We start from the raw sequence: 25542 nt of genomic DNA, 5'->3' as shown, positions 1-25542 counted from the left end.
GATGAGCAAGCTCTTGCAATCGATGGCCCTGGCCGCATCGATGATGGTGGCCACCACGGTGGTGCAAGCCCAGGAACTGAAGATCGGCTACGTCAACAGCGAGCGCGTGCTGCGCGAGGCCAACTTGGCCAAGGCAGCCCAGGTCAAGCTGGAGACTGAGTTTGGCAAGCGCGAGAAAGACCTGCGCGATCTGGAGACCAAGCTGCGCGGCGCTGCCGAGAAGCTGGAAAAGGACGCGCCCACGCTGTCCGAAGCTGAGCGCAACCGCCGCCAGCGCGACATCGTCGAGCAGGAGCGTGACTTGCAGCGCAAGCGCCGCGAGTGGCAGGAAGACCTGACCCAACGCAAGAACGAGGAGCTGTCGGCCGTGGTCGAGCGCGCCAACAAGGTCATCAAGCAGATCTTCGATGCCGAGAAGTACGACCTCATCCTGCAGGACGCGATCCACTTCAGCGCGCGTGTCGACATCACCAAGAAGGTGATCGACGCGCTGAACGCGCAGAAGTAAGTCGCCAGTTCCATGAGCTCGACGACCGTCGCGCTCTCCGAGTTGATCGCCGCCTTGGGCGGCGATTTGCTTGGTGGGCCCGACATGCGCATCACGCGTATCGCGCCGCTTGACGAGGCTGACGACACGAGCATCAGCTTCCTCGCCAACCCGCGTTACCAGGCCCAGCTGGCCACCACGGCGGCCGCCTGCGTCATCGTTGCGCCGGCTTTTGCCGAGGTGGCGTCAGCGCGTGGCGCGGCCATCGTTACGCCCGATCCCTATCAGTACTTTGCGCGGCTGACGCAGTGGTGGGCAGCGCGCACGCGCCCGGCCCCGAAGGCCGGCGTGCACGCCAGCGCCGTGGTGTCACCCGATGCAAAGCTGGGGCAGGGCGTCGAGATCGGTCCGCTGGCCGTCATCGAGGCTGGTGCCGTCATCGGCGACCACGCCCGCATCGGCGCTCACTGCGTCGTCGAGCGCGAGGCGGTCGTGGGCGCGCACACACGGCTGGCGCCGCGCGTCGTGCTGGGCTATGGCTGCCGGATCGGCGTGCGTGGCCTCGTGCACGGCGGCGTGGTCATCGGCGCCGACGGTTTCGGCTTCGCGCCCAGCAAGAGCGGCTACGTGAAGATCGAGCAGCTCGGCAATGTCGCCATCGGCGATGACGTCGAGATCGGCGCCAACACCTGCATCGACCGCGGCGCGCTGGCCGATACCGTCATCGAAGACGGCGTCAAGCTCGACAACCTGATCCAGATCGCCCACAACGTGCACATCGGTCGCAACACGGCCATGGCCGGCTGTTCGGCGGTCGCCGGCTCGACAAGGATCGGTGCGAACTGCACCATTGGCGGCGCGGCCAACATCATCGGCCACCTGACCATCGTCGACGGCGTGCACATCTCCGCCGCCACCACCGTCACCCGCAGCATCACCGAGCCGGGCGTCTACAGCGGCCCCTATCCCTTCGAAGAGAATTCGAGCTGGCAGAAGAACGCGGCCACCTTGCGACAGCTCAGCACCCTGCGCGAGCGCGTGCGCGCGCTGGAGAAGAAATAAATGAACGAACCGACCCAGACCTCGACCCAGACTCAGGCCACCGTCCCGACGACGATGGACATCCACGAAATCCTCAAGCGCCTGCCGCACCGCTACCCCATCCTGCTGGTGGACCGCGTCGTCGAGCTGATCAAGGGCGAGCGCATCCGCGCCATCAAGAACGTCTCGATCAACGAGCCCTTCTTCCTCGGACACTTCCCCCACCGCCCGGTCATGCCGGGCGTGTTGGTGCTGGAAGCGCTGGCCCAGGCCGCGACGCTGCTGGCCATCGAGACCGTGGGCATCGTGCTGGACGAGAAGTCGGTCGTCTACTTCGCCGGTATCGACGGCGCCCGCTTCAAGCGCCCGGTGGAGCCAGGCGACCAACTGGTGCTGGAAGTGACGCTGGGCCGCGCCAAGGCCGGCATCTACAAGTTCAATGCCCGTGCTCTGGTGGGCGGGCAGTTGGCCGCCGAAGCTGAACTGATGTGCACCATGCGCCGCATCGAAGCCTGAGCCTTTCAACGATGGCCATCCACCCCACCGCCATCGTCGACCCCGCCGCCGAGTTGGACTCGTCGGTCGAGGTCGGTGCCTATTCGCTGATCGGCCCGCACGTGAAGATCGGCGCCGGCACCAAGGTCGGCCCGCATGTCGTCATCGAAGGCCACACGACCATCGGCCGCGACAACACCTTCTTCCAGTTCAGCTCCATCGGTGCTGCCAACCAGGACAAGAAGTACGCGGGCGAGCCGACGAAGCTGGTCATCGGCGACCGCAACACGGTGCGCGAGTTCTGCACGCTGAACATCGGCACCGTGCAGGACCGCGGCGAGACGACGGTCGGCAACGACAACTGGATCATGGCCTACTGCCACCTGGCCCATGACGTCGTCGTCGGCAACGAGTGCGTGCTGGCCAATAACGCCACGCTTGCGGGCCATGTACAGGTGGGCGACTGGGTCACCATTGGCGGCCTGACCGGCGTGCTGCAGCGCATGCGCATCGGCGACCACGCCATGATCGGCTTCCAGGCCCATGTGGCCCAGGACGTGCCGCCCTTCATGACCGTGGACGGCAATCCGCTCGCGGCGCGTGCGGTCAACATCGTCGGCCTGAAGCGGCGCGACTTCAGCAGCGAGCGCATCGGCGTCATCCGCCAGATCTACAAGCTGCTCTACCGCAGCGGCCACACGCTGGATGAGGCCAAGGCCGGCATTGCAGCGCTGCGTGGCACGGAAGCGGGCGCGGCAGATGGTGACATCGACCTGATGCTGAACTTCCTCGCCGCCTCCACGCGCGGCATTGTTCGGTAGCCCAATGCAGACCGCGCCCCGCCTCGGCATGGTGGCCGGCGAGGCCAGCGGTGATCTGCTGGCCGGCCTGCTGCTGCAGGGTCTGCGTGCCCGCTGGCCGGCGCTGACAGCGCAGGGCATCGGTGGGCCGAAGATGATCGCCCAGGGCTTCGAGACCTGGTGGCCGCACAGCAAGCTCTCCATCTTTGGCTATGTCGACGCGCTGCTGAACATCCGCGAGCTGCTGTCCATCCGCAAACAACTGGGCATACGCCTCATCTCGAACCGGCCCGATGTCTTTATCGGCGTTGACGCGCCCGACTTCAACTTCGGCCTGGAAACGCGGCTGCGCGAGGCCGGCATCAAGACGGTCCACTTCGTCTGCCCGTCCATCTGGGCCTGGCGGCCGGAGCGGGTCGTGAAGATCAAGGCGGCGGCCGATCACGTGCTGTGCCTTTTCCCCTTCGAGCCTGAGATCCTGCACAAGGCTGGCATCGGCGCAACCTACGTGGGCCATCCTTTGGCGGATGCGATTCCGATGGAGCCACCACGCGCCGCAGCGCGTGAGGCGCTGGACCTGGCCGAAGCCGACACCGTCATTGCCCTGCTGCCTGGTAGTCGCAAGAGCGAGATCAACTACATTGCGCCGGCGCTGATCGGTGCGGCGAAGCTGCTCGCCGGGCCCGGCCGCCGCTTTGTCATGCCCGTCGTGCCGGGCCTGCGCGGTCTCATCGAGCCCATGCTGACGGGGGTCGACATCCAGCTCATCGACGGCCAGTCCCACACGGCCCTGGCGGCCTGCGACCTGACGCTGCTGGCCAGCGGCACCGCCACGCTGGAGGCGGCCCTGTTCAAGCGTCCCATGGTCATCGCCTACCGCATGAACGCGCTGAACTGGTGGCGCATGAAGGGCCGCGGCCTGCAGCCCTGGGTGGGCCTGCCCAACATCCTGGCGCGCGAGTTCCTGGTGCCTGAATTGATCCAGGACGCCTGCACACCCGACAACCTGGCGCGGGAGGCGGAAGGCCTGCTTGCCGATGCAGCGCGCCGTGCCGCCCTGCACGAGCGCTTTGTCCAACTTCACGAGCTGCTGCGGCAAGACACCGCGCAGCGTGCCAGCGATGCCATCGCGACGCTCATCCAAGCCTGAACAGGTGTCCCTCGACTGGACACCGCCCGGCCTCGTCGCCGGCGTGGACGAGGCCGGACGCGGGCCGCTCGCGGGCCCGGTGTTCGCGGCGGCCGTCATTCTGGACGACCTGCAGCCCATCAAGGGCCTGGCCGACTCCAAGGTGCTGACACCGGCCAAGCGCGCGCGGCTGTACGACGAGATCCGTGCCAAGGCGCTGTGCTGCTGCATCGCGCATGCGACGCACGAAGAGATCGACCGCATCAACATCCTGCAGGCCACGATGCTGGCGATGCAGCGCGCGGTGACGGGCCTGCGGCTCAAGCCAGCGCTTGTGCGCATCGACGGCAACCGGTTGCCGGTGCTGGCCGTACCGGCAGAGGCCATCGTGCAGGGCGACGCCACCGTGCAGGCCATCTCGGCTGCAAGCATCCTCGCCAAGGTGGCGCGGGACCTCTTTTGCGAGCAGATGCATGCCAGCCACCCGCAATACGGCTTCGCCGCGCACAAGGGCTATGGCACGCCGGAGCACCTGGCGGCACTGAAGGCGCACGGCGCCAGCCCTTGGCACCGCCGCAGCTTCGCGCCGGTGCGCGAGGTCTGCATTGACGTGACGATCAATCCGCTGGCATGAAGCTGGACCACATCACCTCGCGCGACAACCCGGCGCTGGTTCGGCTGCGAAAGCTGACGGCGGACGCCAATGGCTACCGCAAGACCGGCAGCGTCTGGATCGAGGGCGACCACCTGCTGCGTGCGGCCCTGCAACGCGGCTGGCAGCCGGCCCTGGTCGTGCTGACGGAAACAGCGATGCAGGAGGCTGCCCTGGCCGCGTTGGCCGAATCCGCACCGCGCGCTCTGGTCGTGCCGGTGGCGCTGTTCAAGGGCCTGAGCGGCCTGGAATCGCCGGCGCAGATCGGCGCCGAGCTGACGCTGCCCGCGGCCTCCCAGATCGACGCCAATGCCGCCAGCGTGGTGCTGGACCGCCTGCAGGACGCCGGCAACGTCGGCGCCATCCTGCGCAGCGCGGCGGCCTTTGGCGTGCGCCAGGTGCTGGCCCTCAAAGGCACTGCGGCGCTGTGGTCGCCCAAGGTCGTGCGCGCAGGGCAGGGCGCCCATTTCGGCCTGCGCCTCGTTGAAGGCCTGGCGGCCGATGACCTCGCGGCGCTGCATGTGCCCATGATCGCGACCAGTTCCCACACCGAGCATGTGCTGCATCGCGTCGCCTTGCCCTCGCCTTGTGCCTGGGTCATGGGCCACGAAGGCCAGGGCGTGTCGCCCGAGCTGATGGCCCGCTGCGCGCTGACCGTGGGCATCCCGCAGCCAGGCGGTGAAGAGTCGCTCAATGTGGCGGCGGCGGCGGCGATCTGCTTGTACGAGAGCGAACGGCAGAAGGGCTGAGAACGCGCGGAAGCTTTGCCTTGTGCCGGGAGCCACTGGGCTGACCCCTCGATTGCCGCTTGCAATCGAGAATGATTCTCATTACAGTGACTTGATGCTCACTGATTCCTATCCGCCAAAGCCTGCGGCACAGCCGGAAGCTGTGATCCTGGGCAGAGGCCAGGCCCGCCAGATCGACAGCGCCACGCTGCTCGGCCCCATGGGCGAAGTCTTCATCGTGCATCAACAGCAGGTCTACCGCCTGCGCATCACGTCCCAGGGCAAGTTGATCCTGACCAAATAGCCCTCGCTCGTCATACCGCGCCAGCCAGCCGTCGCCCGCCCGCGCTTCTCCCCTGGAGACTCCCGAATGGCCGACACCTGCTGCGCTGTGCATGCCGCGCTCCCCTCCCTCACCGGCTCGCGCCGGCGCCGCCTGTGGGAGCTGGGCAGCCATGCCCACTGCCCCGTCATCGGCGTCTGCGTGCCGCTGGAACGCGTGCGCATCCTGGCCAGGAAGCTACTGGTGCTGCAGGGCGACGAGGACGACTACACGCTGCATTGCAGCCTCGTCACTGCAGCCGCGCGCCGCAACGCGGTGTCCGAGTCGTTGCAAAAGGATCTGGAGCAGCGCTTCGCGCTCGACGTGCGCAACGCCGCCCAGGCCAAATGCCGCGAAAGCCTGATGAGCTGGTGGCGCAACCGCGCCGTCCAGGGCGAAATTGCCGGCGCGCTGTGGGCCACGCTGACGCACGCACGGTGCGACGAATGGCTGGAGATGCGCGTGCTGGGCCAGGTGCACATGCTGCAGCACCAGGTCGGCGCCGCGCAGCGCATGGACTTGGCTGCCCACCGTGAGCTGTCTGCCGAACATCAGGCGCTGGCGCGCGACTATGCCGAGGTGCAGCAGCGCGTGACTGGTTGGAGCCTGGAGCGCGCCCGCGAGCAGCAGGCCTGGGAGCAGGAGCGCATGCAGTTCCGCGCCACGCAGATCGGCCTGCAGACCCAACTCGCCCAGGCGCAGGAGCAACTGCTGCATTGGCAGGCCGCGCGCCCCGATCTGCCCGAACGCGAGGCCCTGCGCGAGCGCCTGGCCGAACAGTTGGAGCGCAACCTGGCGCTGCAACGCGAGGTCAACCGACTCGCGTCGCGCACACCGGCGGTGGCGGATGCCGCCGAACCCGCCGCCGCATGGGTCGAACAAGAGGTCCGCGTTGAGACCGTGAAGCTGGAGCACCGGGTCGTGCTCTGCGTCGGTGGCCGCAGCGGCAGCGTGCCCCAGTACCGTCAGGCCGTGGAAGGCTGTGGCGCGCAGTTCCTGCACCATGACGGCGGCAGCGAGCACAAGCCAGCCCAGCTGGAGCCCCAGCTCGCCGCGGCCGATCTCGTCATCTGCCAGACGGGTTGCATCAGCCATGACGCCTACTGGCGCGTGAAGGACCATTGCAAGCGGCACGGCAAGCGTTGCGTCTTCGTCGAGACGCCCAGCCGCAGCGCGTTTGAGCGCGCGCTTGCCCTGGCGGCGGCCGAAGAAGGGGCAAATACGGCGGTCTGAGGGGAAGCCCCCAGCGGGCGGGCAAACTGGCTGTCGCAAACTGCAATTGTTTGCAGCCGGAGACTGTCATGCCCCCCGTCGCCTCTCCCCACCAGCTCGCGCGCCGCGCCATCGCCCTCGTCCTGGCCGGTGGCCGCGGCTCGCGGCTCAAGCAGTTGACTGATTCGCGCGCCAAGCCGGCCGTCTACTTCGGCGGCAAGTTCCGCATCATCGATTTCGCGCTGAGCAACTGTGTCAACAGCGGCATCCGTCGCATCGGCGTCGTCACGCAGTACAAAAGCCATTCGCTGCTGCGCCACATCCAGCGTGGCTGGAGCTTCCTGCGCGCCGAGCTCAACGAGACGGTCGACCTGATGCCGGCCCAGCAGCGCACCGACGATGAGAGCTGGTACCGCGGCACGGCCGATGCGGTGTTCCAGAACCTGGACATCGTGCAGAGCACCGGCGCGGACTACATCGTCGTGCTGGCCGGCGACCACATCTACAAGATGGACTACTCCAGCATGCTGGTGGATCATGTCGCCACAGGGGCGGGTTGCACCGTTGGCTGCATCGAGGTGCCCAAGGGCGAGGCGAGTGCCTTCGGCGTGATGGCCGTGGACGACGAGCGCCGCATCACGGCCTTCAAGGAAAAGCCCGCCGACCCGCCCTGCATCCCGGGCCGCGATGGCGTCTGCCTGGCCAGCATGGGCATCTACATCTTCAACGCCGACTACCTGTACCGGCTTCTGGCCGAAGACCTGGCCGACCCCACCTCCAGCCATGACTTTGGCAAGGACGTGATTCCCAAGGTCGTTACCGAGAACCGCGCCGTGGCTCACCCCTTCGGCATGAGCTGCATCATGAATCCCAACGGTGCCACGCCCTACTGGCGCGACGTCGGCACGCTGGACGCCTTCTGGGCCGCCAACCTCGACCTGGCCTCCATCAGCCCCGAGCTCGACATCTACGACACCGACTGGCCGATCTGGACCTACCAGCGCCAGCTGCCTCCGGCCAAGTTCATTCCCGACCACAACGGCATGCACGGCATGACAGTCAACACCATCGTCAGCGCAGGCTGCATCGTGTCGGGCTCGCATGTCGTGCAGTCGGTGCTGTTCAACAACGTGCGCATCCGCTCCTTCTGCAACATCCACCAGTGCGTGCTGCTGCCCGGCGTTGAGATCGGGCGGCATTGCCGGCTGACCAAGGTCATCGTCGATCGCGGTTGCGAGATCCCCGATGGCCTCGTCGTCGGCGAGGACGCGGTGCTGGATGCCGAACGCTTCGAGCGCACGGAAAACGGCGTCGTGCTGATCACCAAGCAGATGCTGGCCAGGCTGTGACCAGAGTTCTGCAGGTCAGCGCGGAACTCTTCCCGCTGCTGAAGACGGGCGGCCTGGCCGACGTGGCTGGTGCGCTGCCTGCGGCGTTGGCCGCTGCAGGCGCGGAGCCGCGCCTGCTGGTGCCGGGTTTCCCGGCCATCCGCGATTCGTTGACCCTGGAATGCGCCGTCGTTCCCGTCGCACTACCGTGGAGCGAGGGCAGGGCAGCGCTGCTGCGCGGGCGGCTGCCGGGCTTCGACATGCCCGTCTATGTACTGGACGCTCCTGGTCTTTTCGACCGGCCCGGCAACCCTTACGCGGATGAGAGCGGCGTCGCATACGCGGACAACCACCGTCGCTTCGCGCTGCTGGGCCTGGCGGCTGCCCGTCTTGCCGAGGGCGTGGATGCCGCCTGGCGTCCGCAGATCGTGCACGCCCATGACTGGCACGCGGGCCTTGCCTGCGCCCACATCGCCGCCAGCCGCTCGCGCCGCCGCACCGAGGCGCGGACGGTCTTTACCGTGCACAACCTGGCCTACCAGGGCCTGTTCCCGGCCGACCATTTCTGCGATCTCGGCTTGCCACCCCAACACTACGCGGTCGAGGGCGTGGAGTTCTATGGCCAAGTCAGCTTCATGAAGGCCGGCCTGCATTTCGCGGACGCGATCACCACGGTCAGCCCGAGCTATGCACGCGAGATCCAGACGCCCGAGCAGGGCTGTGGTCTGGACGGCCTGCTGCGCCATCGCGCCGAGGTGTTGCACGGCATCCTGAATGGCGTCGACTACGGCGTGTGGTCGCCCGCCCACGACCGCAGCATCGCACGAGCCTATGACGTCGACAGCGCCGAAGACAAGGCCGTCTGCAAGGCCGCGCTGCAGCGCGAATGTGGGCTGGATGTGAAGGCGCAGGCGCCGTTGTTCGGCGTAGTCAGCCGCCTGACCGAGCAGAAGGGTCTGCCTCTGGTGATCGAGGCGCTGAACGACCTGATCGACGCGGGTGGGCAGCTTGTCATTCTTGGCAGCGGCGACGCCCGCCTTGAAGCAGCGTTTGGCGAAGCCGCCGCCAGGCACCCGGGCCAAATCGCCCGCCGCATCGGCATGGATGAAGGGCTGGCACACCGCATCTATGCCGGCAGCGATGTGATGCTGGTGCCCAGCCGCTTCGAACCTTGTGGTCTCACCCAGCTCTACGGCCTGAGCTATGGCACGCTGCCGTTGGTGCACCGCGTCGGTGGGCTGGCCGACACGGTGGTCGACTGCACGCTGGAAGACCTCGATGCCGGCGCCGCCACGGGCTTTGTCTTCAACGCCTTCACGGCCGACGCCTACCGTCGCGCGCTGCGCCGTGCCTTTGCGTTGTGGAGCCGGCAAGAGTGCTGGGGTCGCGTGCGCTTGGCGGCGATGCGACAGCACTTTGACTGGAACGCCGCCGCGCAACGGTATGCGGATGTGTATCGCGGTGTGCTGGGTCGTTGATGTGAAACTGGACTGCGCACAGACAAGCGACTTCATGCGAGGCCTGTCCCTGTTTCTCGGGCACCAACTCGACTCAATGACCGGTGATTTCAGGGACGGGAGCGTCACCTGCTTGATCGCCACGACGAGGACACGGCTGCTTGAGCACTGTGAGTCCTATGGCTGGACGGCTGCACATCTTCCAGGCATCAAGCCGACATCTTGCGTCGTGATTCGGAAGCCCAATATGCAACCGGAGTTGTGGGTGCGATCGCGATATCGCGGGTATCGAAAGGCCTTCCGGCTTTTCCTGTCCGAGTGGGGCGGAATCGGCGATGACGGCATCCCGCACAACCTGCAGGTGGATCACCTGCATCCGGCCTCGCGGTTCACGCCCAAGAACGATCACTACTTTGTGCGCCTCGCCCTCATCGAGCGAGGCGTCAATGCGTCGTACGGAGCGGGCTTCGAACGCTTGTTGTATGAGCGTGAGCGTGAGAGAGCGCTTTCCGGTGGCGTGCATATGGATTGGATGGCCTACCTGAAAGTGCGCGGTATTCGTTTGCCTGCCAAAACTGCAGGGAAGGCCGTTTGGAAGGCCTGGTCCTGGCAATGCGCCAAATCACTGGGTCCCGAAGGCTTCGATCCAGTTTTTACATACGTCGGGCTGACGACGATGCTCAACCTGGCCTTTCTGAACATCTGGCGCCCGCTTCCGCCTGACGACGCTTTCAGGCCCGAGGTCGAGGCGCACCCGTCCTATCCTTGCGCGCCTCAACTGGCAGAGGTTTGACGTGGTCGCGAGGTGCCATGGCGCGGCGTGTCACGATGCAGCCATTCCTACCGTCAAATGGCCAGCGCGATGACTCCAACCCCAATCAGCGCGGCGCCGGCGATACGCCAGCCTCGTTCGCCTTCGCCCAACAACTGCCCGCCCAGCAGTGCCGCAAACAGCATAGACACCTCGCGCGCTGGCGCCACGCGTGACAGCGGCGCCTCGCGCATGGCCATCAGCACCAGGATGTAGGCCAGCGGCCCCAGGCCTGCGACGGCAAGCACGCCGCGCCATGAGCGGCGCAGCTCCGGCCAGAAGCTCTGCGGGTTGCGCAGCAGCGTCGGCAGTTGCAGCGGCACGCGCAGCACATTGCCGAAGTAGTCCAGCATCAGCGGCGACACGGCCAGCACCTTGACGGCATAACCGTCCAGCACCGTGTAGCCGGCGATCAGCGTGCCGGTGGCGGCGCCCCAATAGACGCCGCGGCGGCGGCGCATGGCTGCCTCGGCATCGTGGTCCACACCGCGGCCGATCAGGCGCGGCCCCATGGTGATCAGCAGGATGCCGCCGACGACGCCGGCCAGGCCCAGCGCGCCATGGACGCCCAGGTGCTCACCCAGCAACACGACGGCCGCAAGCGCCGACAGGAAAGGGCCGCTGCCGCGTGCGACCGGGTAGACGACGGTCAGGTCGCTGGCCCGGTAGCCAGCGATGAGGCAGTTGAAGTAGCCCAGGTGGACCACGGCGCTGGCGGCGACAAAACCCCAGGCCAGCAGTGACCAGTGCGGCAGCTCATCCAGGCCGACCCAGAGCACAGCAGGCAGCCACAGCACCACCACACCGAGCGCACAGCTGAAGACGAAATGCGTGCCCCCGCCCCACTTCTTGGCGGCGAGGTTCCAGACAGCGTGGAGAAGGGCGGCGGTGAGGACCAGTGCGAGCGCGTGGAGCGGCATCAGTACATCAGCCTGTCCGGGCGGATGTCGCGCAGGATGGTCGTCGCGATCTCTTCGATGGACTTGTGCGTGGACGACAGCCAGGAGATGCCGTCGCGTTTCATCATGGCCTCGGCCTCGTTGACCTCGTAGCGGCAGTTCAGTACGTCGGCATATTTGCTGCCGGGACGGCGCTCGTTGCGGATGGACGAGAGGCGCTCGGGGTCGATGGTCAGGCCGAAGCACTTGCGCTTGTGCGGCAGCAGCGGTGCGGGCAGCTTGCGGCGCTCGAAGTCCTCGGGGATCAGCGGGTAGTTGGCGGCCTTGATGCCATGCTGCATGGCCAGGTACAGCGAAGTCGGCGTCTTGCCCGAGCGCGACACGCCGACGAGGATGACGTCGGCCACGTCGAGGTTGCGCGCCGACTGGCCGTCGTCGTGGGCCAGCGAGAAGTTGATGGCCTCGATGCGGTCGTGGTATTCCTTGCTTTCGGCCACGTCTGAGAAGCGACCCACGCGGTGGTTGCTCTTGATGCCGAACTCGTCTTCCAGCGGCTCGATGAAGGTGCCGAACATGTCCATGACGCGGCCCTGGCAATGCTCGCGCACGATCTTGAGCACGTCGCGGTCCACCAGCGTCGCGAAGACGATGGGCCGCTGGGCCTCGCGCACGGCGACTTCATTGATCTCAGCGACGACGGCGTGCGCCTTCTCGGCCGAGTCGACGAACGGCCGGCGTACATGGCGGGCCTTGATCGAGAACTGGGCGAGGATGGAATTGCCGAAGGTCTCAGCGGTGATGCCGGTGCCGTCAGAGACGAAGTAAACGGTTCTGGCGGTCATGGCGGCATTCCATCGAGTTACGGCGCGGCCATGATAGCCAGCACCCTGCTTTCGCCCTGCAACCTCGGACACATGGATCACATCTTCCAGGTCGTGCGATTGATCTCCTGTGCGGTGGCTTCGTCGCTGCTCACGCGGGCATCGTGCACAGCCAGGGCTCCCTTGGCCTGACCCGCATCAGTCGGCCGTCAACGTTTTCATGCCACCCCGAAAGAGGGGACACGGCGCCGAGAAGGGACTTATTGCACATCCCCCCGCCGTACCTGGATGAAACCCGAGGCCTAGAATCCGCGGCAATTCATCGCGATCAGCCCATGCGCGCCTCCCTCCTCCTCAAAGAATCCAGAAATGGACGGAGCTGCGCCTGCCTTGAGCATCTTGGCTCGGCACTGGGCGTGGACGACGCGACGACACCGGTTTTTCAACCTCCCGGAGTTTCCCCATGTCCACCCTGTTCGAGGCGACCGCCCTGGTCGTACCGTTTGAGAACCTGAGGATGAGCGATGTCGAGGCAGTTGGCGGCAAGAACGCCAGCCTCGGCGAAATGATCTCGCAGCTCGCCGCCAGCGGCGTGCGCGTCCCCGGAGGGTTCGCCACCACGGCGCACGCCTTCCGGCAGTTCCTCAAGCACGAGGGGCTGGACGCGCGCATCGCGGCGCGCCTGGCCACGCTCAACACCGACGATGTCCGCGCGCTGGCCGAGGCCGGCGCCGAGATCCGCGGCTGGATCGAGAACCAACCCTTCCCGGCCGACCTGGAAGCCGGCGTGCGCTCGTCCTTCGCGCAGCTGACCGCCGACAACCCAGGCGTCTCCTTCGCCGTGCGTTCGTCCGCCACGGCCGAAGACTTGCCCGACGCGTCGTTTGCCGGCCAGCAGGAAACCTTCCTGAACGTCGTCGGCATCGACGAGGTGCTGCACAAGATGCGCGAGGTGTTCGCGTCGCTCTACAACGACCGCGCCATCAGCTACCGCGTGCACAAAGGCTTTGCCCACAACGACGTGGCACTGTCCGCTGGCGTCCAGCGCATGGTGCGCAGCGACCTCGGCTCGGCCGGTGTCATGTTCACCATCGACACCGAGAGCGGCTTCCAGGAAGTCGTCTTCATCACGTCCAGCTACGGCCTGGGCGAGACGGTGGTGCAGGGCGCGGTGAACCCGGACGAGTTCTACGTGCACAAGCCGGCGCTGAAGGCCGGCAAGCTGGCCATCATCCGCCGCAACCTCGGCTCCAAGCTGATTCGCATGGAGTTCGCGTCGCCCGAGGAAAAGGCCGCTGCCGGCAAGCTCGTCAAGACCGTCGACACGGTGCCCGAGCAACGCAACCGCTACTCGCTGAACGACACCGAGGTGACCGAGCTGGCGAAGTACGCCCTCATCATCGAGCAGCACTACGGCCGCGCAATGGACATCGAGTGGGGCCGTGACGGCGTCGACGGCAAGATCTACATCCTGCAGGCCCGCCCGGAGACGGTGAAGAGCCAAGCTGCAGGCCAGGTCGAGCACCACTACAAGCTCAAGGCCCACAGCGCCGTGCTGGCGGAAGGCCGCGCCATCGGCCAGAAGATCGGCACCGGCCCGGTCCGCCTGGTTGATAGCGTGGCCGAGATGGAGCGCGTGCAGCCCGGCGACGTGCTCGTCACCGACATGACCGACCCGAACTGGGAGCCGGTCATGAAGCGCGCCAGCGCCATCGTCACCAACCGCGGCGGCCGCACCTGCCACGCGGCCATCATTGCGCGCGAGCTGGGCATCCCGGCCGTGGTCGGCTGCGGCGACGCGACCGAGAAGCTCAAGGACGGCCAGCTCGTCACGGTGGCCTGCTCCGAGGGCGACACCGGCTATATCTACGACGGGCTGCTCGAGACCGAGATCAGCGAGGTGCTCCGCGGCGAGCTGCCGTACTGCCCCATCAAGATCATGATGAACGTCGGCAACCCGCAGCTGGCCTTCAACTTCGCGCAAATGCCCTCTGGCGGCGTGGGCCTGGCGCGGCTTGAGTTCATCATCAACAACAACATCGGTGTCCACCCCAAGGCCATCCTGGACTATCCGAACATCGATGCCGACCTGAAGAAGGCCGTCGAGTCCGTCGCCCGCGGCCACGCCTCGCCGCGCGCCTTCTATGTGGATAAGCTGGCCGAAGGCATCGCGACGATTGCCGCCGCCTTCTTCCCGCGCCCGGTCATCGTTCGCCTCTCTGACTTCAAGAGCAACGAGTACCGCAAGCTCATCGGCGGCAGCCGCTATGAGCCGGACGAAGAGAACCCCATGCTGGGTTTCCGCGGCGCCTCGCGCTACATCAGCGGCGATTTCCAGGACGCCTTCGCGATGGAGTGCGAGGCCCTCAAGCGCGTGCGCAAGGAAATGGGCCTGAACAACATCGAGATCATGGTGCCCTTCGTGCGCACCGTGAAGCAGGCCGAAAAGGTCGTTGCGATGCTCGCGGAGCGCGGCCTGAAGCGTGGCACGGACGGCCTGCGCATCATCATGATGTGCGAAGTGCCGAGCAACGCCATCCTGGCCGAGCAGTTCCTGGAGCATTTCGACGGCATGTCCATCGGCTCCAACGACCTGACGCAGCTCACACTCGGTCTGGACCGTGACTCGGGCCTGGAGCAGCTGGCCGGCGATTTCGACGAGCGCGACCCGGCCGTCAAGGCCATGATCTCGCGCGCCATCCGCGCCTGCCGCGCCACCGGCAAATACATCGGCATCTGCGGCCAAGGTCCCAGCGATCACCCGGACTTCGCCGACTGGCTGGCCGAGGAGGGCATCGTGTCGATCTCGCTGAACCCGGACACGGTGATCGAGACCTGGCAGCGCCTGGCCGCCAAGTAAAGCGCCAAGCAAGTCTTCGCGATTGACGACCAGCCCGGGTTCTCCGTAAGGGGAATCCGGGCTTTTTATTGCCATGATCGCGGCCGTGTCCGCCAGCCCCCTGCACCGCCGCTATTTCCTGTTCGCACTGAGCTTCATCGCCCTGGTGGTCGGCCTGGGCCTGGGCGAGCAGCGCGGCCTGCCCAAGGTCTGGATCGGCTACACCTTCCTCGGCGCGACTGTCGCCGTCTACGCCGTCATCGGCATCCTTTGCCGCACCACCGACCCGGCCGAATACTTCGTCGCCGGCCGGCGCGTGCCGCCGCTGTACAACGGCATGGCCGCCGGTGCGGACTGGATGAGCGCGGCCACCTTCATCGGCCTGGCCGGCACGCTCTACGCCAGCGGCTACGCGGGCCTGGCCTATGTGTTGGGCTGGACGGGTGGCTTCGTTCTCGTGGCGCTGTGCATCGCGCCCTATCTGCGTCGCTTCGGGCAATTCACGCTGGCGGACTTCCTCGCCGAACGCTTCGACAGCCGCGCCTTGCGGCTGGTGGGAGCCGGTGCCGCCATCCTGGTGTCCTTCGTCTACCTGGTCGCACAGATCTACGGCGTCGGCCTCATCACGACGCGGCTCACCGGCCTGGGCTTCGAGGTCGGCGTCTTCGTCGGCCTGGGCGGCGTGCTGGTCTGCTCCTTCCTGGGCGGCATGCGTGCCGTCACCTGGACCCAGGTGGCCCAGTACCTGATCATGATCCTGGCCTACCTGGTGCCGGTCATCTGGCTCAGCGTCAAGCAGACCGGCTGGCCCCTGCCGCAGCTCGTCTACGGCCAGCAGCTGCATCAACTGGCCGAGCGCGAGCGTGAGCTGATGCGCGATCCGGGCGAGCTGCAGGTACGCGCCATCCACCAGCGGCGTGCCGATGCAGCCGCCGCGCGCCTGGCCGACGTGCCCCAGGCGCTGGCCGACGAGCAGGGCAGGGCGGCCGCTCAGGTCGCCGCGCTAAAGGCCGAGGGCGCGCCGCTGGCCCGCATCCAGGCCGCCGAGAAGCAGCGCGCCGCGCTGCCGCGCACAGCCCCCGAGGCCGAGGAGCGCTGGCGGCGCGAGCAGGCGGGGGAGGCTCAGCTCGCCCAGCCGCTGTCCGGCCTCGTGCCCCATATGCAGCCCTTTGCAGGCAACCCCGACGGCAGCCCGCCCGAGCGCGAGCAGGCCAGCGCGGCACGCCGCAACTTCATCGCCCTGGCCTTTTGCCTGATGGTCGGTACGGCCGGCCTGCCGCATCTGCTGACGCGCTACTACACGACCAGCTCCGTCGCGACGGCGCGCCAGTCGGTGGCCTGGTCCCTGGTCTTCATCTGCCTGCTCTATCTGACGGCGCCGGCCCTGGCCGTCATGGTCAAGACCGAGGTCTTCAACAGCCTGGTGGGTACGTCCTTCGACCAGCTGCCTGCCTGGATACGCCAATGGCAGCGCGTCGACCCTACCCTGCTGTCGGCCGTGGACCTGAACGGTGACGGCCGCCTGCAGCTGGGCGAACTGCGCCTGCACCCCGATCTCGTCATGCTGGTCATGCCCGAGCTGGGCGGCCTGCCCTATGTCATCTCGGGCATGGTGGCAGCCGGTGGGCTGGCGGCGGCGCTATCCACCGCAGACGGCCTGCTGCTGGCCATCTCCAGCGCGCTGTCCCACGACCTTTACTACAAGGCCATCAACCCAGAGGCCTCGCGCACACGGCGGGTCACCTTGTCCAAGGCGCTGCTGCTGGCGGCGGCGCTGGCGGCGGCGGCGGTGGCATCCAGCCGGCCGGCGGACATCCTGGCCGTCGTCACGGCCGCTTTCTCCATCGCCGGCTCGACCTTTTTCCCGGCCCTGGTCGCCGGCGTGTTCTGGCGTCGCGCCAACCGCGCTGGCGCCCTGGTGGGCATGTTGACCGGCCTCGTCGTCTGCCTGATCTATCTCGTCATCGCCCACCCCGGCGCGCGGGCTCTGATCGGCCTGCCCGGCCCGGCGACATTGATCTGGGGCATCCAGCCGGCCTCGGCCGGCCTCTTCGGCGTGCCCGCCGGTGCGCTGGTCCTGGCCCTCGTCAGCCTGCTGACAGCCGCGCCCAGCCAGCGCGATCGTGATTTCGTCGACAAGCTGCGCAGTCGGCCGGTGGCCTGATCAACGAGAGTGAAGGGGCGGCGATTTGGTCATTCACCCCTTCCGGGCTAGAATCCTTGGTTCCCCCTTGCCGTACCGCGTGTAGACGCCGTGGCGCGGCTTCCTCAGACCGGCAACCCTGTCGGGCTGGAATCCACAAGGAGTAAATATGCGTCACTACGAAATCGTTCTGCTGATCCATCCGGATCAAAGCGAACAAGTTCCGGCCATGCTGGAGCGCTACAAGGGCCTGATCACCACCGGTGGTGGTGTCGTGCACCGAGTTGAGGACTGGGGCCGTCGCCAGATGGCTTACCTGATCCAGAAGCTCGCCAAGGCCCATTACTTGTGCCTGAACATCGAGTGCAGCAAGGAAGTCCTGGCTGAGCTCGAGACTGGCTTCCGCTTCAACGACGCCGTGTTGCGCCACCTCACCGTGGTTCAGGACAAGGCCATCGCGACCCCCTCGGTCATGATGAAGGCCGTCGAGCGCGAAGAAGCCCGCAAGGCGCCGCAACCGCAAGAAGCGGCCTGAGCACAGGTCATCGCTAAAGAACCAGGTTTTTCGAGCAGCGTGCCCCTGGCGTGAACCAGCTTCACCTCCAGGCGCAGATCCAGCAACTCGGACAAGTTCGCTACACACCCGCCGGGCTGATGGCCCTGGACGCAAGCCTCAAGGCCGAGTCCGAAGTCATCGAAGCCGGCAAGCCGCGCAAGATCTCGCTGGAGATCAAAGCGGTTGCGGTGGGCGAGGTGGCCAAGCAGTTGCAGGCGCTGGGAGTCGGTGGCATCGCGGTCTTCCGCGGTTTCCTGACCCACCAGCGCAACGGCCGGGGCTTTATCGCCCACGTCACCGAGATCGAACCCGCTGCTTCCTAGAACCCGGAATTGATTGAATCCGGATAGATTTAACAGAGGTCCTCTATGCCCCCGCCACGTGGTAAAGGTCGCTTCTCCAAAGACAAGAAGCCCAAGCGCAACCAACAATCGTTGCTGTTCCGTCGCAAGCGTTTCTGCCGCTTCACCGTCGCCGGTGTCGAGCAGATCGACTACAAGGACATCGACACGCTGCGCGATTTCATCTCCGAAAACGGCAAGATCACGCCCGCTCGCCTGACCGGTACGCGCGCCTTCTTCCAGCGTCAGCTGACGGTGTCCATCAAGCGCGCGCGCTTCCTGGCCCTGCTGCCGTACAGCGACCAGCACAAGGTCTAAGGAGCTGACGACATGCAAGTGATCCTGCTCGAAAAAGTGTCCAACCTCGGCAACCTCGGCGACGTCGTCAAGGTCAAGGATGGTTATGCCCGCAACTTCCTGATCCCGACCAAGCAGGCGCGCCGCGCCACCGAGTCCGCGATCAAGGAATTCGAAGTCCGCCGTGCGGAACTCGAAAAGGCCGCCGCCGCCAAGCTGGCCGAAGCCCAGAAACTGGGTGAAGCCATCGCCGGCAAGACCGTGCGCATCGCCCAGAAGGCGGGCGTTGACGGCCGCCTGTTCGGCTCGGTGACCAACGCCGACGTGGCCGAAGCGCTGACCAAGTCTGGCAGCGCCATCGCCAAGTCGCAGGTGCGCCTGCCCAACGGTCCGCTGAAGACCGTCGGCGAGTTCCCGGTCCAGGTCGCGGCTCACACCGACGTCGTGGTCGAGATCACCGTCCAGGTGGTTGCTGAAGCCGAGTAACGTCGGAGTAAGCGCCCTTGCGCTGCGGCGTCTGACGCCGCAACATTGAAGAAGGCCGAGGCCCCACAGGGTTTCGGCCTTTGGTTTTTCTGGGACGAGTTTTCCCGCTTCGTCCACCGTCTGCTCCCAGTTCGTTCACAGCTTTATCCACAGGCATGTCCGCGATCTTTCCTGCTTCTTCTTCCGCCGCGCCGTATGACGACGAGGTCGCACGCCTGCGCGTGCCACCGCATTCGGTCGAGGCCGAGCAGAGCGTGCTCGGTGGCCTGCTGATCGACAACTCGGCCTGGGACAAGGCGGCCGACCTGCTGACCGAGACCGACTTCTATCGCTTCGAGCACAAGCATGTATACGCAGCGGTCGGCAAGCTGATCAACGCGGGCAAGCCGGCCGACGTCGTCACCGTCTTTGACGAACTGACCTCGGTGGGGCGCGCCGAGGAATGCGGCGGCCTGGCCTATTTGAACGCGCTGGCTCAGAGCGTGCCAAGTGCCGCCAACCTGCGCCGTTATGCTGAGATCGTTCGCGAGCGGGCCATCCTGCGCAAATTGGTGGCCACCAGCGACGAGATCGCGACCGCCGCGATGAATCCGCAGGGCCGTGCCGTCACGCAGATCCTCGACGAAGCCGAAGGCAAGATCTTCCGCATCGGCGAGGAGGGCTCGCGCAGCCGCCAGGGTTTCCAGAGCATGGATCAGCTCGTCGTGCAGCTGATCGACCGCGTCAACGAGCTGGCAGAGAGCGGCGCCCAGGACGTGACCGGCGTGCGCACCGGCTTCTACGACCTGGACCGCCAGACCGCCGGCCTGCAGGGCGGCGACCTCATCGTGCTCGCCGCGCGCCCGTCCATGGGCAAGACCGCGTTCGCGGTCAACATCGCCGAGAACGTCGCCATCAACGAAGGCCTGCCCGTCGTCATCTACTCGATGGAAATGGGTGCCGCACAGCTCGCGTTGCGTATGGTCGGTTCGATCGGCCGCATCGACCAGAGCCATCTGCGCACCGGCCAGCTGAAGGACGACGAATGGGGGCGCCTGTCGGAGGCCGTCGACAAGCTCGGCAAGGCCAGCATCTTCATCGACGAGAGCCCCGGCCTGTCGCCCAGTGAGGTGCGCGCCCGTGCACGCCGCCAGGCGCGCATCTGCGGCCAGCTCGGCCTGATCGTCATCGACTACCTGCAGCTGATGAGCGGCAACGGCGGCGGCAGCGAGGAAAACCGCGCGACGGTGCTGGGCGAGATCTCGCGCGGCCTGAAGGCCCTGGCCAAGGAGCTGAAGTGCCCCGTCATCGCCCTGTCGCAGCTGAACCGCTCGGTGGAGCAGCGGCCCGACAAGCGGCCGATGATGTCCGACCTGCGTGAGTCCGGCGCCATCGAGCAGGACGCTGACATCATCATGTTCATCTACCGCGACGAGTACTACACCAAGGACGAGTGCAAGGAGCCGGGTGTCGCCGAGATCATCATTGCGAAACAGCGTAACGGCCCGGTCGGGACAGTCAAGCTGATGTTCCAGCGGATGCACACCAAGTTTGAGAACCTCGCACCTGGGTATGTGGGTGTGGAGCGTGACGAGTACTGAGGCGCGCGCTATTTCTCGGCCAGATTGGCCACCAGCAGGATGAGCTCGGCCACGTCGAACGGCTTGGCCAGATGGGCCTGGAAGCCGGCCAGCAGCGAGCGCTTGCGGTCCTCGGCCCGGGCGAAGGCCGTGAGGGCCAAGGCGGGGATGCGGGAGTTCCGCGTCTCGGTCGCCCGCAAGGTACGGATCATCTGATAGCCGTCCACGCCGGGCATGCCCACATCGCTGACGATGACGGTCGGCCGTGACAGCTGGACGGCCTTGAGCAACTCCTGCGCCGAGGCAAAGGCCACCACCCGGGCCCCCTGGTCCTCCAGGATGCGGCACAGCAGGCTGCGTGTGTCCTGCTCGTCGTCCAGCACGAAGATGTGCACGCCGTCCAGCTTGGGGAGGGCGAGGTTCTCGCTGGCCCGTGCATCGGCAGAGGCGGGATCCTCGTCACGCTCTCCGGCCGCCTGAAGGGCGGACAGCGGCAGCCTGACGAAGAAGCTCGCGCCCCGGCCCTCGCCGGCGCTCTCGGCGCGGATGTTGCCCCCGTGCAGTTCGATGAGCTGCTTGCAGATCGCCAGGCCCAGGCCCAGGCCGCCGTGGGCCCGCGAGGTGGAACCGTCCTGTTGTGTGAAGCGATCGAACACCTGAGGCAGGAAGGCGGCCGGGATGCCGATGCCGGTGTCGCTGACACTGAATTCCACCTGGGAGTTGACGCGCTGCAGCAGCACCTGCACCCGGCCGCCCGCGGGCGTGAACTTGATGGCGTTGTTCAGCAGGTTCCACACCACCTGCTGCAACCGTCCGCTGTCACCGTTGACCATGGCCGGGCCGGTATCCAGCAGGGATTGCAGCTCCACCCCCTTGGCCGATGCTGACGGAGTGACGGTTTCGACGGCCGCCTGGATGACGTTGGCCATGCTCAGTTGCTGCAGGTCCAGCCTCAGCTTGCCGGTCATGATGCGGTTCAGGTCCAGCAGGTCGTCGATGAGCTGCACCTGGGCACGCGCATTGCGATCGATGACCTCGATGGCGCGCTGCAGATTGACGCGCTCATCGCCCGGCTTGGCCCGCAGCAGCACCTGGGTCCAGCCGAGGATGGCCGTCAGCGGCGTGCGCAGTTCGTGCGACAGCGTGGCGAGGAACTCGTCCTTGATGCGCGTGGCGCGCTGGGCGGCAATGCGCGCATTGCGCTCGGCGTCCAGGATTTCCTCGTGTTCGCGGTTGGCGATTTCCATGGCCTCGATGCGCATGCTGGCCGTCAGGTCGCGCGTCAGCTTGGCGTAGCCGATCAACTGCCCGGTCTCGTCCCGCAGCGCCGTGATGCTCACCTGGGCCCAGAAGCTCGTGCCGTCCTTGCGAAGCCGCCAGCCCGTGTCGACGAAACGCCCGATCTCCTGGGCCTGCTGCAGCTCGTATTCGGGCCAACCGCTTGCGCGCACTTCGGGCGGGTAGAAGATGGAGAAATGCTCGCCCAGGATGTCCTCGGCGGCATAGCCCTTGATGCGCTGCGCGCCTTCGTTCCAGGACGCCACGCGGCCATTCACGTCCAGCATGAAGATGGCGTAGTCGGCCACGCCCTCGACCAACAGCCGGAAACGCTCCTCGCTGCGCTTGAGCGCCTCCTCGTGGTTGCGCCTTTGCGTCAGGTCACGCGTGACCTTGGCGAAACCCACCAACCGTCCCGTCGGGTCGCGCATCGCCGTGATGACGACATTGGCCCAGAACAGCGAGCCGTCCTTGCGCACGCGCCAACCCTCGTCCTCGAAGGCGCCTTCGCGCGCGGCCATCTCGAGTTCATGAGCAGGCAGCTGCCGGGCCAGCGCCTCCGGCGGGTAGAACCGCGAGAAATGGCTGCCGATGATCTCGTCCGCCTTGTATCCCTTGAAGCGTTCGGCGCCGGCGTTCCAGGTCAGCACATGGCCGGCGGGATCCAGCATGAAGATCGCATAGTCGCGCACGCTGTCCACCAGCAGGCGAAAACGCTCCTCGCTGCGCTGCAGGCCTTCGTCATCGACTTTCAAGTTCGTCCTTCCGTGTTGAGGGCGGTCCAGGGGCAGGCAGTGTGCCCGTGTCTCGTCCGACGTCATGTGCCGGGCGGCCCTTCGTCCTTGTCCCGGCGGGCAGGCTTCTTCTCGTCGTATCGCAGTACCGACAACTTGCCGTCGCCCTCCAGGTAGGCCGCCCGCACCGCGCCGACGTCCTCGACGCCAGCCTGGCGCAATTGGGCCTCCAGATCCTCGCGCGTCAGGAACTCCTTGCGCAGATTGCGGCCCAGCACGCGCCCCGCCTTGACGAGCTGCAGTGGCGCAGGCTCGGTGAGCTTGTGCACGAGGGGCCAGCGGCAACTGGCCCAGTCCAGCGCATAGTTCCAGAACACCAGCGTAGCGACCAGGATCCAGCCCTCGGCCACTGTGTCGTAGCTGCCCGACATGGCGTTCTGCGAGGCATCTGCGATCACGACCACCATCAGGACGTCGGCGACGCCGAAGGAGCCGGGGTCGCGCCGCAGCACGAAGCGAAAGATCAGCAGCAGGAACCAGTACATCAGCGTGCCCCGCAGCATCAGCTCCAGTGGCGACACGTGGATGGCGAAAAGCCCCGAGACGTCCATGTTCACCTCCTCATCTTGTCGGGATTGAAGGGTTGGATGCGGACGCTGCTCATGTGATGGGCGATGGGCAAGCCGTGTGCCTGGCGGCGTTCCGAAGCGTTGGGCAAAAAGAGAACGCTCGACGCGAGGCGTCGAGCGTTCCGCCGTTGGCCTGTTGAGCGGCCTGTTGAGGCTACAGCTCCTGGCTTCCGACCGTTCAAATCTAGTCGCCGGCGCGTGGGCCAGCCATCTCGCCGAGGCCGCGTGGAGATGTAGGTCGTGGCCTACGCGTAGTCGGCGCGATCAACGCACCAACGTTTCGCGCGACTCGGGTTGCAGGCTGTCTCGCCGTGCCAGCGCCGGGAAGACCTTGAACCAAAGCGCGACGATGGCCACCGTGCCGATGCCGCCGAGCAGCACTGAGCCGACCGGGCCAAGCAGGGCCGCCGTTGCGCCGGACTCGAACTCGCCCAACTGGTTGCTCGCGCCGATGAAGACCGAATTCACGGCGCCGACGCGGCCGCGCATCTCGTCCGGCGTCTCGAGCTGCACCAGGGACTGGCGGATGACGACGCTGAACATGTCGGCCGCACCGCTGACGGCCAGCACGGCGAAGGCGACCAGGAAGGAGGTCGTCAGCGCAAACGCGATCATCGTCAAGCCGAACACCGCCACGGCGCCGAGCAGCCAGTGGCCGGCGCGGTGTGCGATGGGGTGGCGGGCCAGCCAGACGCCGACGACGACGGCGCCCAGGGCCGGGGCCGAGCGCAGCAGGCCCAGCCCCTCGGGGCCGGTGTGCAGGATGTCGCGCGCGAAGATGGGCAGCAGGGCCGTGGCACCGCCGAGCAGCACGGCGAACAGGTCCAGCGAGATTGCACCGAGCAAGACGGGCCTCTGCCAGATGAAACGGATGCCGGCCGTCAGCTGCGCCAGGTCGGGGGCCGCACGGCGCAACGGCGCAGCGCGATGGCGGATCGTCAACACGCTGGCTATCGCCGCGGCGAGCAACAGCAGCGAGACGCCGTAGACGATGGCCGCGCCCCAATGCGCCGCATCGCCGCGCGCGGCAGCACCCGTCGCCCAGGGCCCGAGCGCATAGAGCACGCCGCCCAGGGCCGGGCCCGCAATGATGGCCACCTGCATCGACGAGCTGGCCGCCGCCACGGCACGGGGCAGCAGCATGGGGGGCACAAGCGTCGGCATCAGGGCCTGCTGCGATGGCATCTGCAGTGCGCGGGCGCAGCCCAGCAGCACGGACAGCATCAGGATCATGTTCGGCCCCACCCAGCCACTGGCGCTGGACAGCGCCAGGCAGGCCGCGGCAACGAGTTGCAGGCCCAGGCTGGCGGCCAGCAGCAGGCGCCGGTCGTGCTGATCCACGACATGGCCGGCCGGCAAGGTGAGCAGCAGGGCAGGCAGGAATTGCGCGAGGCCGACCAGGCCCAGGTCCCAGGCGCTGGAGGTGAGGTCGTACATCTGCCAGCCCAGGGCCACCATCAGCATCTGGTTGGCTGCGCCGCCGGTCACGCGGGCCCCCAGCAGGCGCATGTAGTCGCGCTGATCGCGCAGTCGGGCGGGGGTGCCGGGAATCGCTTCGAGAGGCATTGGGCGGACGAGGGCACCTGCCAAAAGGGCAAAAGTCGCCAAGGGGAAAGCGGGCGGATTATCTCGGCCGCGTTCTCGCGGTCGCGGCTGCGTTTCAGGAGCCCGGCTTGCAGTGATCGCCGGTGAGTGTCCAGCGCTCGGTCAGCGTCGTCGTCCACGTCACGCCACTGCCGCCTTGGGCGGCTTGCAGGGCGGCCAGTTGCTGGCGCGCGGCGGCTGCTTCCTCCGGCTTGCCGTTGCGGATGGTGGCCTCGATCTTTTCGTAGACCGGCGCCATCGCGGCGGCCCGGCCCTGGGCCGAGGGCAGGGCCGCGATCGCCGCGCGGGCTTTGGCGGCCTCGGCTGGCGACAGGCCCCGCTCGACCATGGCCAGAGCAGCCGCGGGGTCGCTGCCACCGCCTCCCGGCGCGAGCGTGAGGCGCATCTGCCGCTCCCAGGTCTTGGCGTCGAGCTGCTTCCATTGCTCCTGCAGCCGGCCGGCCTGGCACTCGGCCTGCAGCAGGGTGCCGCCCTGTGCCGGCCACCAGCGTGTCTTGCAGCGGTCGGGCAACTGGTTGGGCGGCACCGAGGCAGCCGGCACGCACCAGGTCACCGGCTCGGTGCCGGCATAGGTCTGTTGGTGGGAGCGGCCGTCGGCCCGCGTGGTGATGAAGCGGTTGCCGTTGCTGCCGTCCCAGCGCTCGACGCGTTCGACCAACAGGGGGCCGCTGCCGCTGCGCATGGTGGCTTCGCCATCGATGCGGTAGTGCCCCGGGGTCGGCAGGGGTGAGGCGGCGCCGCAGGTCGCGGCCAGGGCAAGAAGCAACAGCGGCCAGGGCCGCGCAAGTGGATGGGGCATCGGGCGGACTCTACGCAAGGCGTGTCACGCCACCATCCCGAGGAGGCGCGGGGTTTGCCTGGAATATCGTCAAAATACTGTATATATTTACAGT

At 66.8% G+C, this 25542-nt stretch carries 25 protein-coding genes; 19 read left to right on the top strand and 6 right to left on the bottom strand.

What is annotated here, in order from left to right:
- Position 1: 1 nt before the first annotated feature.
- The 12 genes from AC1DW0_RS20405 (at position 2) to AC1DW0_RS20350 (ending at position 10444) form a co-directional block, all read left to right on the top strand.
- Entirely contained in the window at positions 2 to 508 is a 507-nt protein-coding gene (locus AC1DW0_RS20405) for an OmpH/Skp family outer membrane protein (protein WP_394326333.1), read from the top strand.
- A gap of 12 nt (positions 509 to 520) precedes the next feature.
- Positions 521 to 1549: a UDP-3-O-(3-hydroxymyristoyl)glucosamine N-acyltransferase gene (lpxD, locus tag AC1DW0_RS20400; RefSeq protein ID WP_056198124.1), complete on the top strand. Its 1029-nt coding sequence runs from the start codon at positions 521 to 523 to the stop codon at positions 1547 to 1549.
- Positions 1550 to 2044, top strand: a complete 495-nt coding sequence (fabZ, locus tag AC1DW0_RS20395) for a 3-hydroxyacyl-ACP dehydratase FabZ (protein WP_235531993.1) — start codon at positions 1550 to 1552, stop codon at positions 2042 to 2044.
- A gap of 11 nt (positions 2045 to 2055) precedes the next feature.
- Positions 2056 to 2844, top strand: a complete 789-nt coding sequence (gene lpxA, locus AC1DW0_RS20390) for an acyl-ACP--UDP-N-acetylglucosamine O-acyltransferase (RefSeq protein ID WP_056198122.1) — start codon at positions 2056 to 2058, stop codon at positions 2842 to 2844.
- A 4-nt stretch (positions 2845 to 2848) separates the two neighbouring features.
- Positions 2849 to 3973 carry a lipid-A-disaccharide synthase gene (gene lpxB / locus AC1DW0_RS20385; protein WP_056198120.1) on the top strand — a complete coding sequence of 375 codons (1125 nt, stop codon included), beginning with the start codon at positions 2849 to 2851 and terminating at the stop codon, positions 3971 to 3973.
- On the top strand, positions 3945 to 4586 hold the full coding sequence (gene rnhB / locus AC1DW0_RS20380) for a ribonuclease HII (protein ID WP_056198118.1): 642 nt from the start codon (positions 3945 to 3947) through the stop codon (positions 4584 to 4586). Before lpxB ends, rnhB begins: the two co-directional genes overlap by 29 nt.
- Positions 4583 to 5353, top strand: coding sequence for a TrmH family RNA methyltransferase (locus AC1DW0_RS20375; RefSeq protein WP_056198116.1), 771 nt, complete (start codon positions 4583 to 4585; stop codon positions 5351 to 5353). Before rnhB ends, AC1DW0_RS20375 begins: the two co-directional genes overlap by 4 nt.
- Positions 5354 to 5447: 94 nt before the next feature.
- Positions 5448 to 5636 carry a hemin uptake protein HemP gene (hemP, locus tag AC1DW0_RS20370; protein WP_056198114.1) on the top strand — a complete coding sequence of 63 codons (189 nt, stop codon included), beginning with the start codon at positions 5448 to 5450 and terminating at the stop codon, positions 5634 to 5636.
- 66 nt (positions 5637 to 5702) lie between these two features.
- On the top strand, positions 5703 to 6887 hold the full coding sequence (locus AC1DW0_RS20365) for a DUF2325 domain-containing protein (protein ID WP_477947620.1): 1185 nt from the start codon (positions 5703 to 5705) through the stop codon (positions 6885 to 6887).
- 68 nt (positions 6888 to 6955) lie between these two features.
- Positions 6956 to 8215 (top strand): glucose-1-phosphate adenylyltransferase, encoded by a 1260-nt coding sequence (gene glgC, locus AC1DW0_RS20360; protein ID WP_457443330.1) that lies wholly within the window; start codon positions 6956 to 6958, stop codon positions 8213 to 8215.
- Complete coding sequence (gene glgA / locus AC1DW0_RS20355) at positions 8212 to 9672, top strand: glycogen synthase GlgA (protein ID WP_457349719.1); 1461 nt, start codon at positions 8212 to 8214, stop codon at positions 9670 to 9672. The genes glgC and glgA overlap by 4 nt, the downstream gene beginning before the upstream one ends.
- A 76-nt stretch (positions 9673 to 9748) precedes the next feature.
- Positions 9749 to 10444: a hypothetical protein gene (locus AC1DW0_RS20350; RefSeq protein ID WP_457391760.1), complete on the top strand. Its 696-nt coding sequence runs from the start codon at positions 9749 to 9751 to the stop codon at positions 10442 to 10444.
- A gap of 53 nt (positions 10445 to 10497) precedes the next feature.
- On the opposite strand, the gene AC1DW0_RS20345 is transcribed toward AC1DW0_RS20350, so the two are convergent.
- Both AC1DW0_RS20345 and ppsR read right to left on the bottom strand, forming a co-directional pair.
- On the bottom strand, positions 10498 to 11382 hold the full coding sequence (locus tag AC1DW0_RS20345) for an EamA family transporter (protein ID WP_457349721.1): 885 nt from the start codon (positions 11380 to 11382) through the stop codon (positions 10498 to 10500).
- Positions 11382 to 12203 carry a posphoenolpyruvate synthetase regulatory kinase/phosphorylase PpsR gene (ppsR, locus tag AC1DW0_RS20340; protein WP_457349723.1) on the bottom strand — a complete coding sequence of 274 codons (822 nt, stop codon included), beginning with the start codon at positions 12201 to 12203 and terminating at the stop codon, positions 11382 to 11384. The genes AC1DW0_RS20345 and ppsR overlap by 1 nt, the downstream gene beginning before the upstream one ends.
- A 442-nt stretch (positions 12204 to 12645) precedes the next feature.
- Here ppsR and ppsA point away from each other — a divergent pair, with 442 nt between their 5' ends.
- The 7 genes from ppsA (at position 12646) to dnaB (ending at position 20424) form a co-directional block, all read left to right on the top strand.
- Positions 12646 to 15042: a phosphoenolpyruvate synthase gene (gene ppsA, locus AC1DW0_RS20335; RefSeq protein WP_477947617.1), complete on the top strand. Its 2397-nt coding sequence runs from the start codon at positions 12646 to 12648 to the stop codon at positions 15040 to 15042.
- An 85-nt stretch (positions 15043 to 15127) separates the two neighbouring features.
- Positions 15128 to 17185: a sodium:solute symporter family protein gene (locus tag AC1DW0_RS20330; RefSeq protein WP_457349727.1), complete on the top strand. Its 2058-nt coding sequence runs from the start codon at positions 15128 to 15130 to the stop codon at positions 17183 to 17185.
- A gap of 148 nt (positions 17186 to 17333) precedes the next feature.
- The gene (rpsF, locus tag AC1DW0_RS20325; protein WP_056198096.1) at positions 17334 to 17699 is read left to right on the top strand and encodes a 30S ribosomal protein S6; all 366 of its coding nucleotides are present in this window, start codon (positions 17334 to 17336) and stop codon (positions 17697 to 17699) included.
- Positions 17700 to 17749: 50 nt separating this feature from the next.
- Positions 17750 to 18043, top strand: coding sequence for a primosomal replication protein N (priB, locus tag AC1DW0_RS20320; protein ID WP_457349729.1), 294 nt, complete (start codon positions 17750 to 17752; stop codon positions 18041 to 18043).
- Between the two features lie 45 nt (positions 18044 to 18088).
- Positions 18089 to 18379 (top strand): 30S ribosomal protein S18, encoded by a 291-nt coding sequence (gene rpsR, locus AC1DW0_RS20315; protein WP_056198092.1) that lies wholly within the window; start codon positions 18089 to 18091, stop codon positions 18377 to 18379.
- Positions 18380 to 18391: 12 nt separating this feature from the next.
- The gene (rplI, locus tag AC1DW0_RS20310) at positions 18392 to 18844 is read left to right on the top strand and encodes a 50S ribosomal protein L9 (RefSeq protein ID WP_457349731.1); all 453 of its coding nucleotides are present in this window, start codon (positions 18392 to 18394) and stop codon (positions 18842 to 18844) included.
- A 155-nt stretch (positions 18845 to 18999) separates the two neighbouring features.
- On the top strand, positions 19000 to 20424 hold the full coding sequence (gene dnaB / locus AC1DW0_RS20305; RefSeq protein ID WP_457349733.1) for a replicative DNA helicase: 1425 nt from the start codon (positions 19000 to 19002) through the stop codon (positions 20422 to 20424).
- 8 nt (positions 20425 to 20432) lie between these two features.
- Here the strand turns inward: dnaB and AC1DW0_RS20300 are convergent, their stop codons facing one another.
- The 4 genes from AC1DW0_RS20300 to AC1DW0_RS20285 all read right to left on the bottom strand — a co-directional run bounded on the left by AC1DW0_RS20300 (position 20433) and on the right by AC1DW0_RS20285 (position 25448).
- Positions 20433 to 22436, bottom strand: coding sequence for a PAS domain-containing hybrid sensor histidine kinase/response regulator (locus tag AC1DW0_RS20300; protein ID WP_056198084.1), 2004 nt, complete (start codon positions 22434 to 22436; stop codon positions 20433 to 20435).
- A 62-nt stretch (positions 22437 to 22498) separates the two neighbouring features.
- Complete coding sequence (locus AC1DW0_RS20295; RefSeq protein WP_056198082.1) at positions 22499 to 23026, bottom strand: DUF421 domain-containing protein; 528 nt, start codon at positions 23024 to 23026, stop codon at positions 22499 to 22501.
- A gap of 282 nt (positions 23027 to 23308) precedes the next feature.
- Positions 23309 to 24610, bottom strand: coding sequence for an MFS transporter (locus tag AC1DW0_RS20290; protein WP_235531991.1), 1302 nt, complete (start codon positions 24608 to 24610; stop codon positions 23309 to 23311).
- 94 nt (positions 24611 to 24704) lie between these two features.
- On the bottom strand, positions 24705 to 25448 hold the full coding sequence (locus AC1DW0_RS20285; RefSeq protein WP_056198080.1) for a hypothetical protein: 744 nt from the start codon (positions 25446 to 25448) through the stop codon (positions 24705 to 24707).
- Positions 25449 to 25542: the final 94 nt, after the last annotated feature.

The organism is Roseateles sp. P4_D2, from assembly GCF_056401875.1.
The sequence above is the reverse complement of the archived record's forward strand: the minus strand, read 5'-3'. Positions and strand labels throughout refer to the sequence as shown.

Coding starts and splice junctions, on each gene's coding strand:
- AC1DW0_RS20405 (WP_394326333.1), top strand. CDS start 2: ATGAGCAAGCTCTTGCAATCGATGGCCCTGGCCGCATCGATGATGGTG.
- lpxD (WP_056198124.1), top strand. CDS start 521: ATGAGCTCGACGACCGTCGCGCTCTCCGAGTTGATCGCCGCCTTGGGC.
- fabZ (WP_235531993.1), top strand. CDS start 1,550: ATGAACGAACCGACCCAGACCTCGACCCAGACTCAGGCCACCGTCCCG.
- lpxA (WP_056198122.1), top strand. CDS start 2,056: ATGGCCATCCACCCCACCGCCATCGTCGACCCCGCCGCCGAGTTGGAC.
- lpxB (WP_056198120.1), top strand. CDS start 2,849: ATGCAGACCGCGCCCCGCCTCGGCATGGTGGCCGGCGAGGCCAGCGGT.
- rnhB (WP_056198118.1), top strand. CDS start 3,945: ATGCCATCGCGACGCTCATCCAAGCCTGAACAGGTGTCCCTCGACTGG.
- AC1DW0_RS20375 (WP_056198116.1), top strand. CDS start 4,583: ATGAAGCTGGACCACATCACCTCGCGCGACAACCCGGCGCTGGTTCGG.
- hemP (WP_056198114.1), top strand. CDS start 5,448: ATGCTCACTGATTCCTATCCGCCAAAGCCTGCGGCACAGCCGGAAGCT.
- AC1DW0_RS20365 (WP_477947620.1), top strand. CDS start 5,703: ATGGCCGACACCTGCTGCGCTGTGCATGCCGCGCTCCCCTCCCTCACC.
- glgC (WP_457443330.1), top strand. CDS start 6,956: ATGCCCCCCGTCGCCTCTCCCCACCAGCTCGCGCGCCGCGCCATCGCC.
- AC1DW0_RS20350 (WP_457391760.1), top strand. CDS start 9,749: ATGACCGGTGATTTCAGGGACGGGAGCGTCACCTGCTTGATCGCCACG.
- AC1DW0_RS20345 (WP_457349721.1), bottom strand. CDS start 11,382: ATGCCGCTCCACGCGCTCGCACTGGTCCTCACCGCCGCCCTTCTCCAC.
- ppsR (WP_457349723.1), bottom strand. CDS start 12,203: ATGACCGCCAGAACCGTTTACTTCGTCTCTGACGGCACCGGCATCACC.
- ppsA (WP_477947617.1), top strand. CDS start 12,646: ATGTCCACCCTGTTCGAGGCGACCGCCCTGGTCGTACCGTTTGAGAAC.
- rpsF (WP_056198096.1), top strand. CDS start 17,334: ATGCGTCACTACGAAATCGTTCTGCTGATCCATCCGGATCAAAGCGAA.
- rpsR (WP_056198092.1), top strand. CDS start 18,089: ATGCCCCCGCCACGTGGTAAAGGTCGCTTCTCCAAAGACAAGAAGCCC.
- rplI (WP_457349731.1), top strand. CDS start 18,392: ATGCAAGTGATCCTGCTCGAAAAAGTGTCCAACCTCGGCAACCTCGGC.
- dnaB (WP_457349733.1), top strand. CDS start 19,000: ATGTCCGCGATCTTTCCTGCTTCTTCTTCCGCCGCGCCGTATGACGAC.
- AC1DW0_RS20295 (WP_056198082.1), bottom strand. CDS start 23,026: ATGGACGTCTCGGGGCTTTTCGCCATCCACGTGTCGCCACTGGAGCTG.
- AC1DW0_RS20290 (WP_235531991.1), bottom strand. CDS start 24,610: ATGCCTCTCGAAGCGATTCCCGGCACCCCCGCCCGACTGCGCGATCAG.
- AC1DW0_RS20285 (WP_056198080.1), bottom strand. CDS start 25,448: ATGCCCCATCCACTTGCGCGGCCCTGGCCGCTGTTGCTTCTTGCCCTG.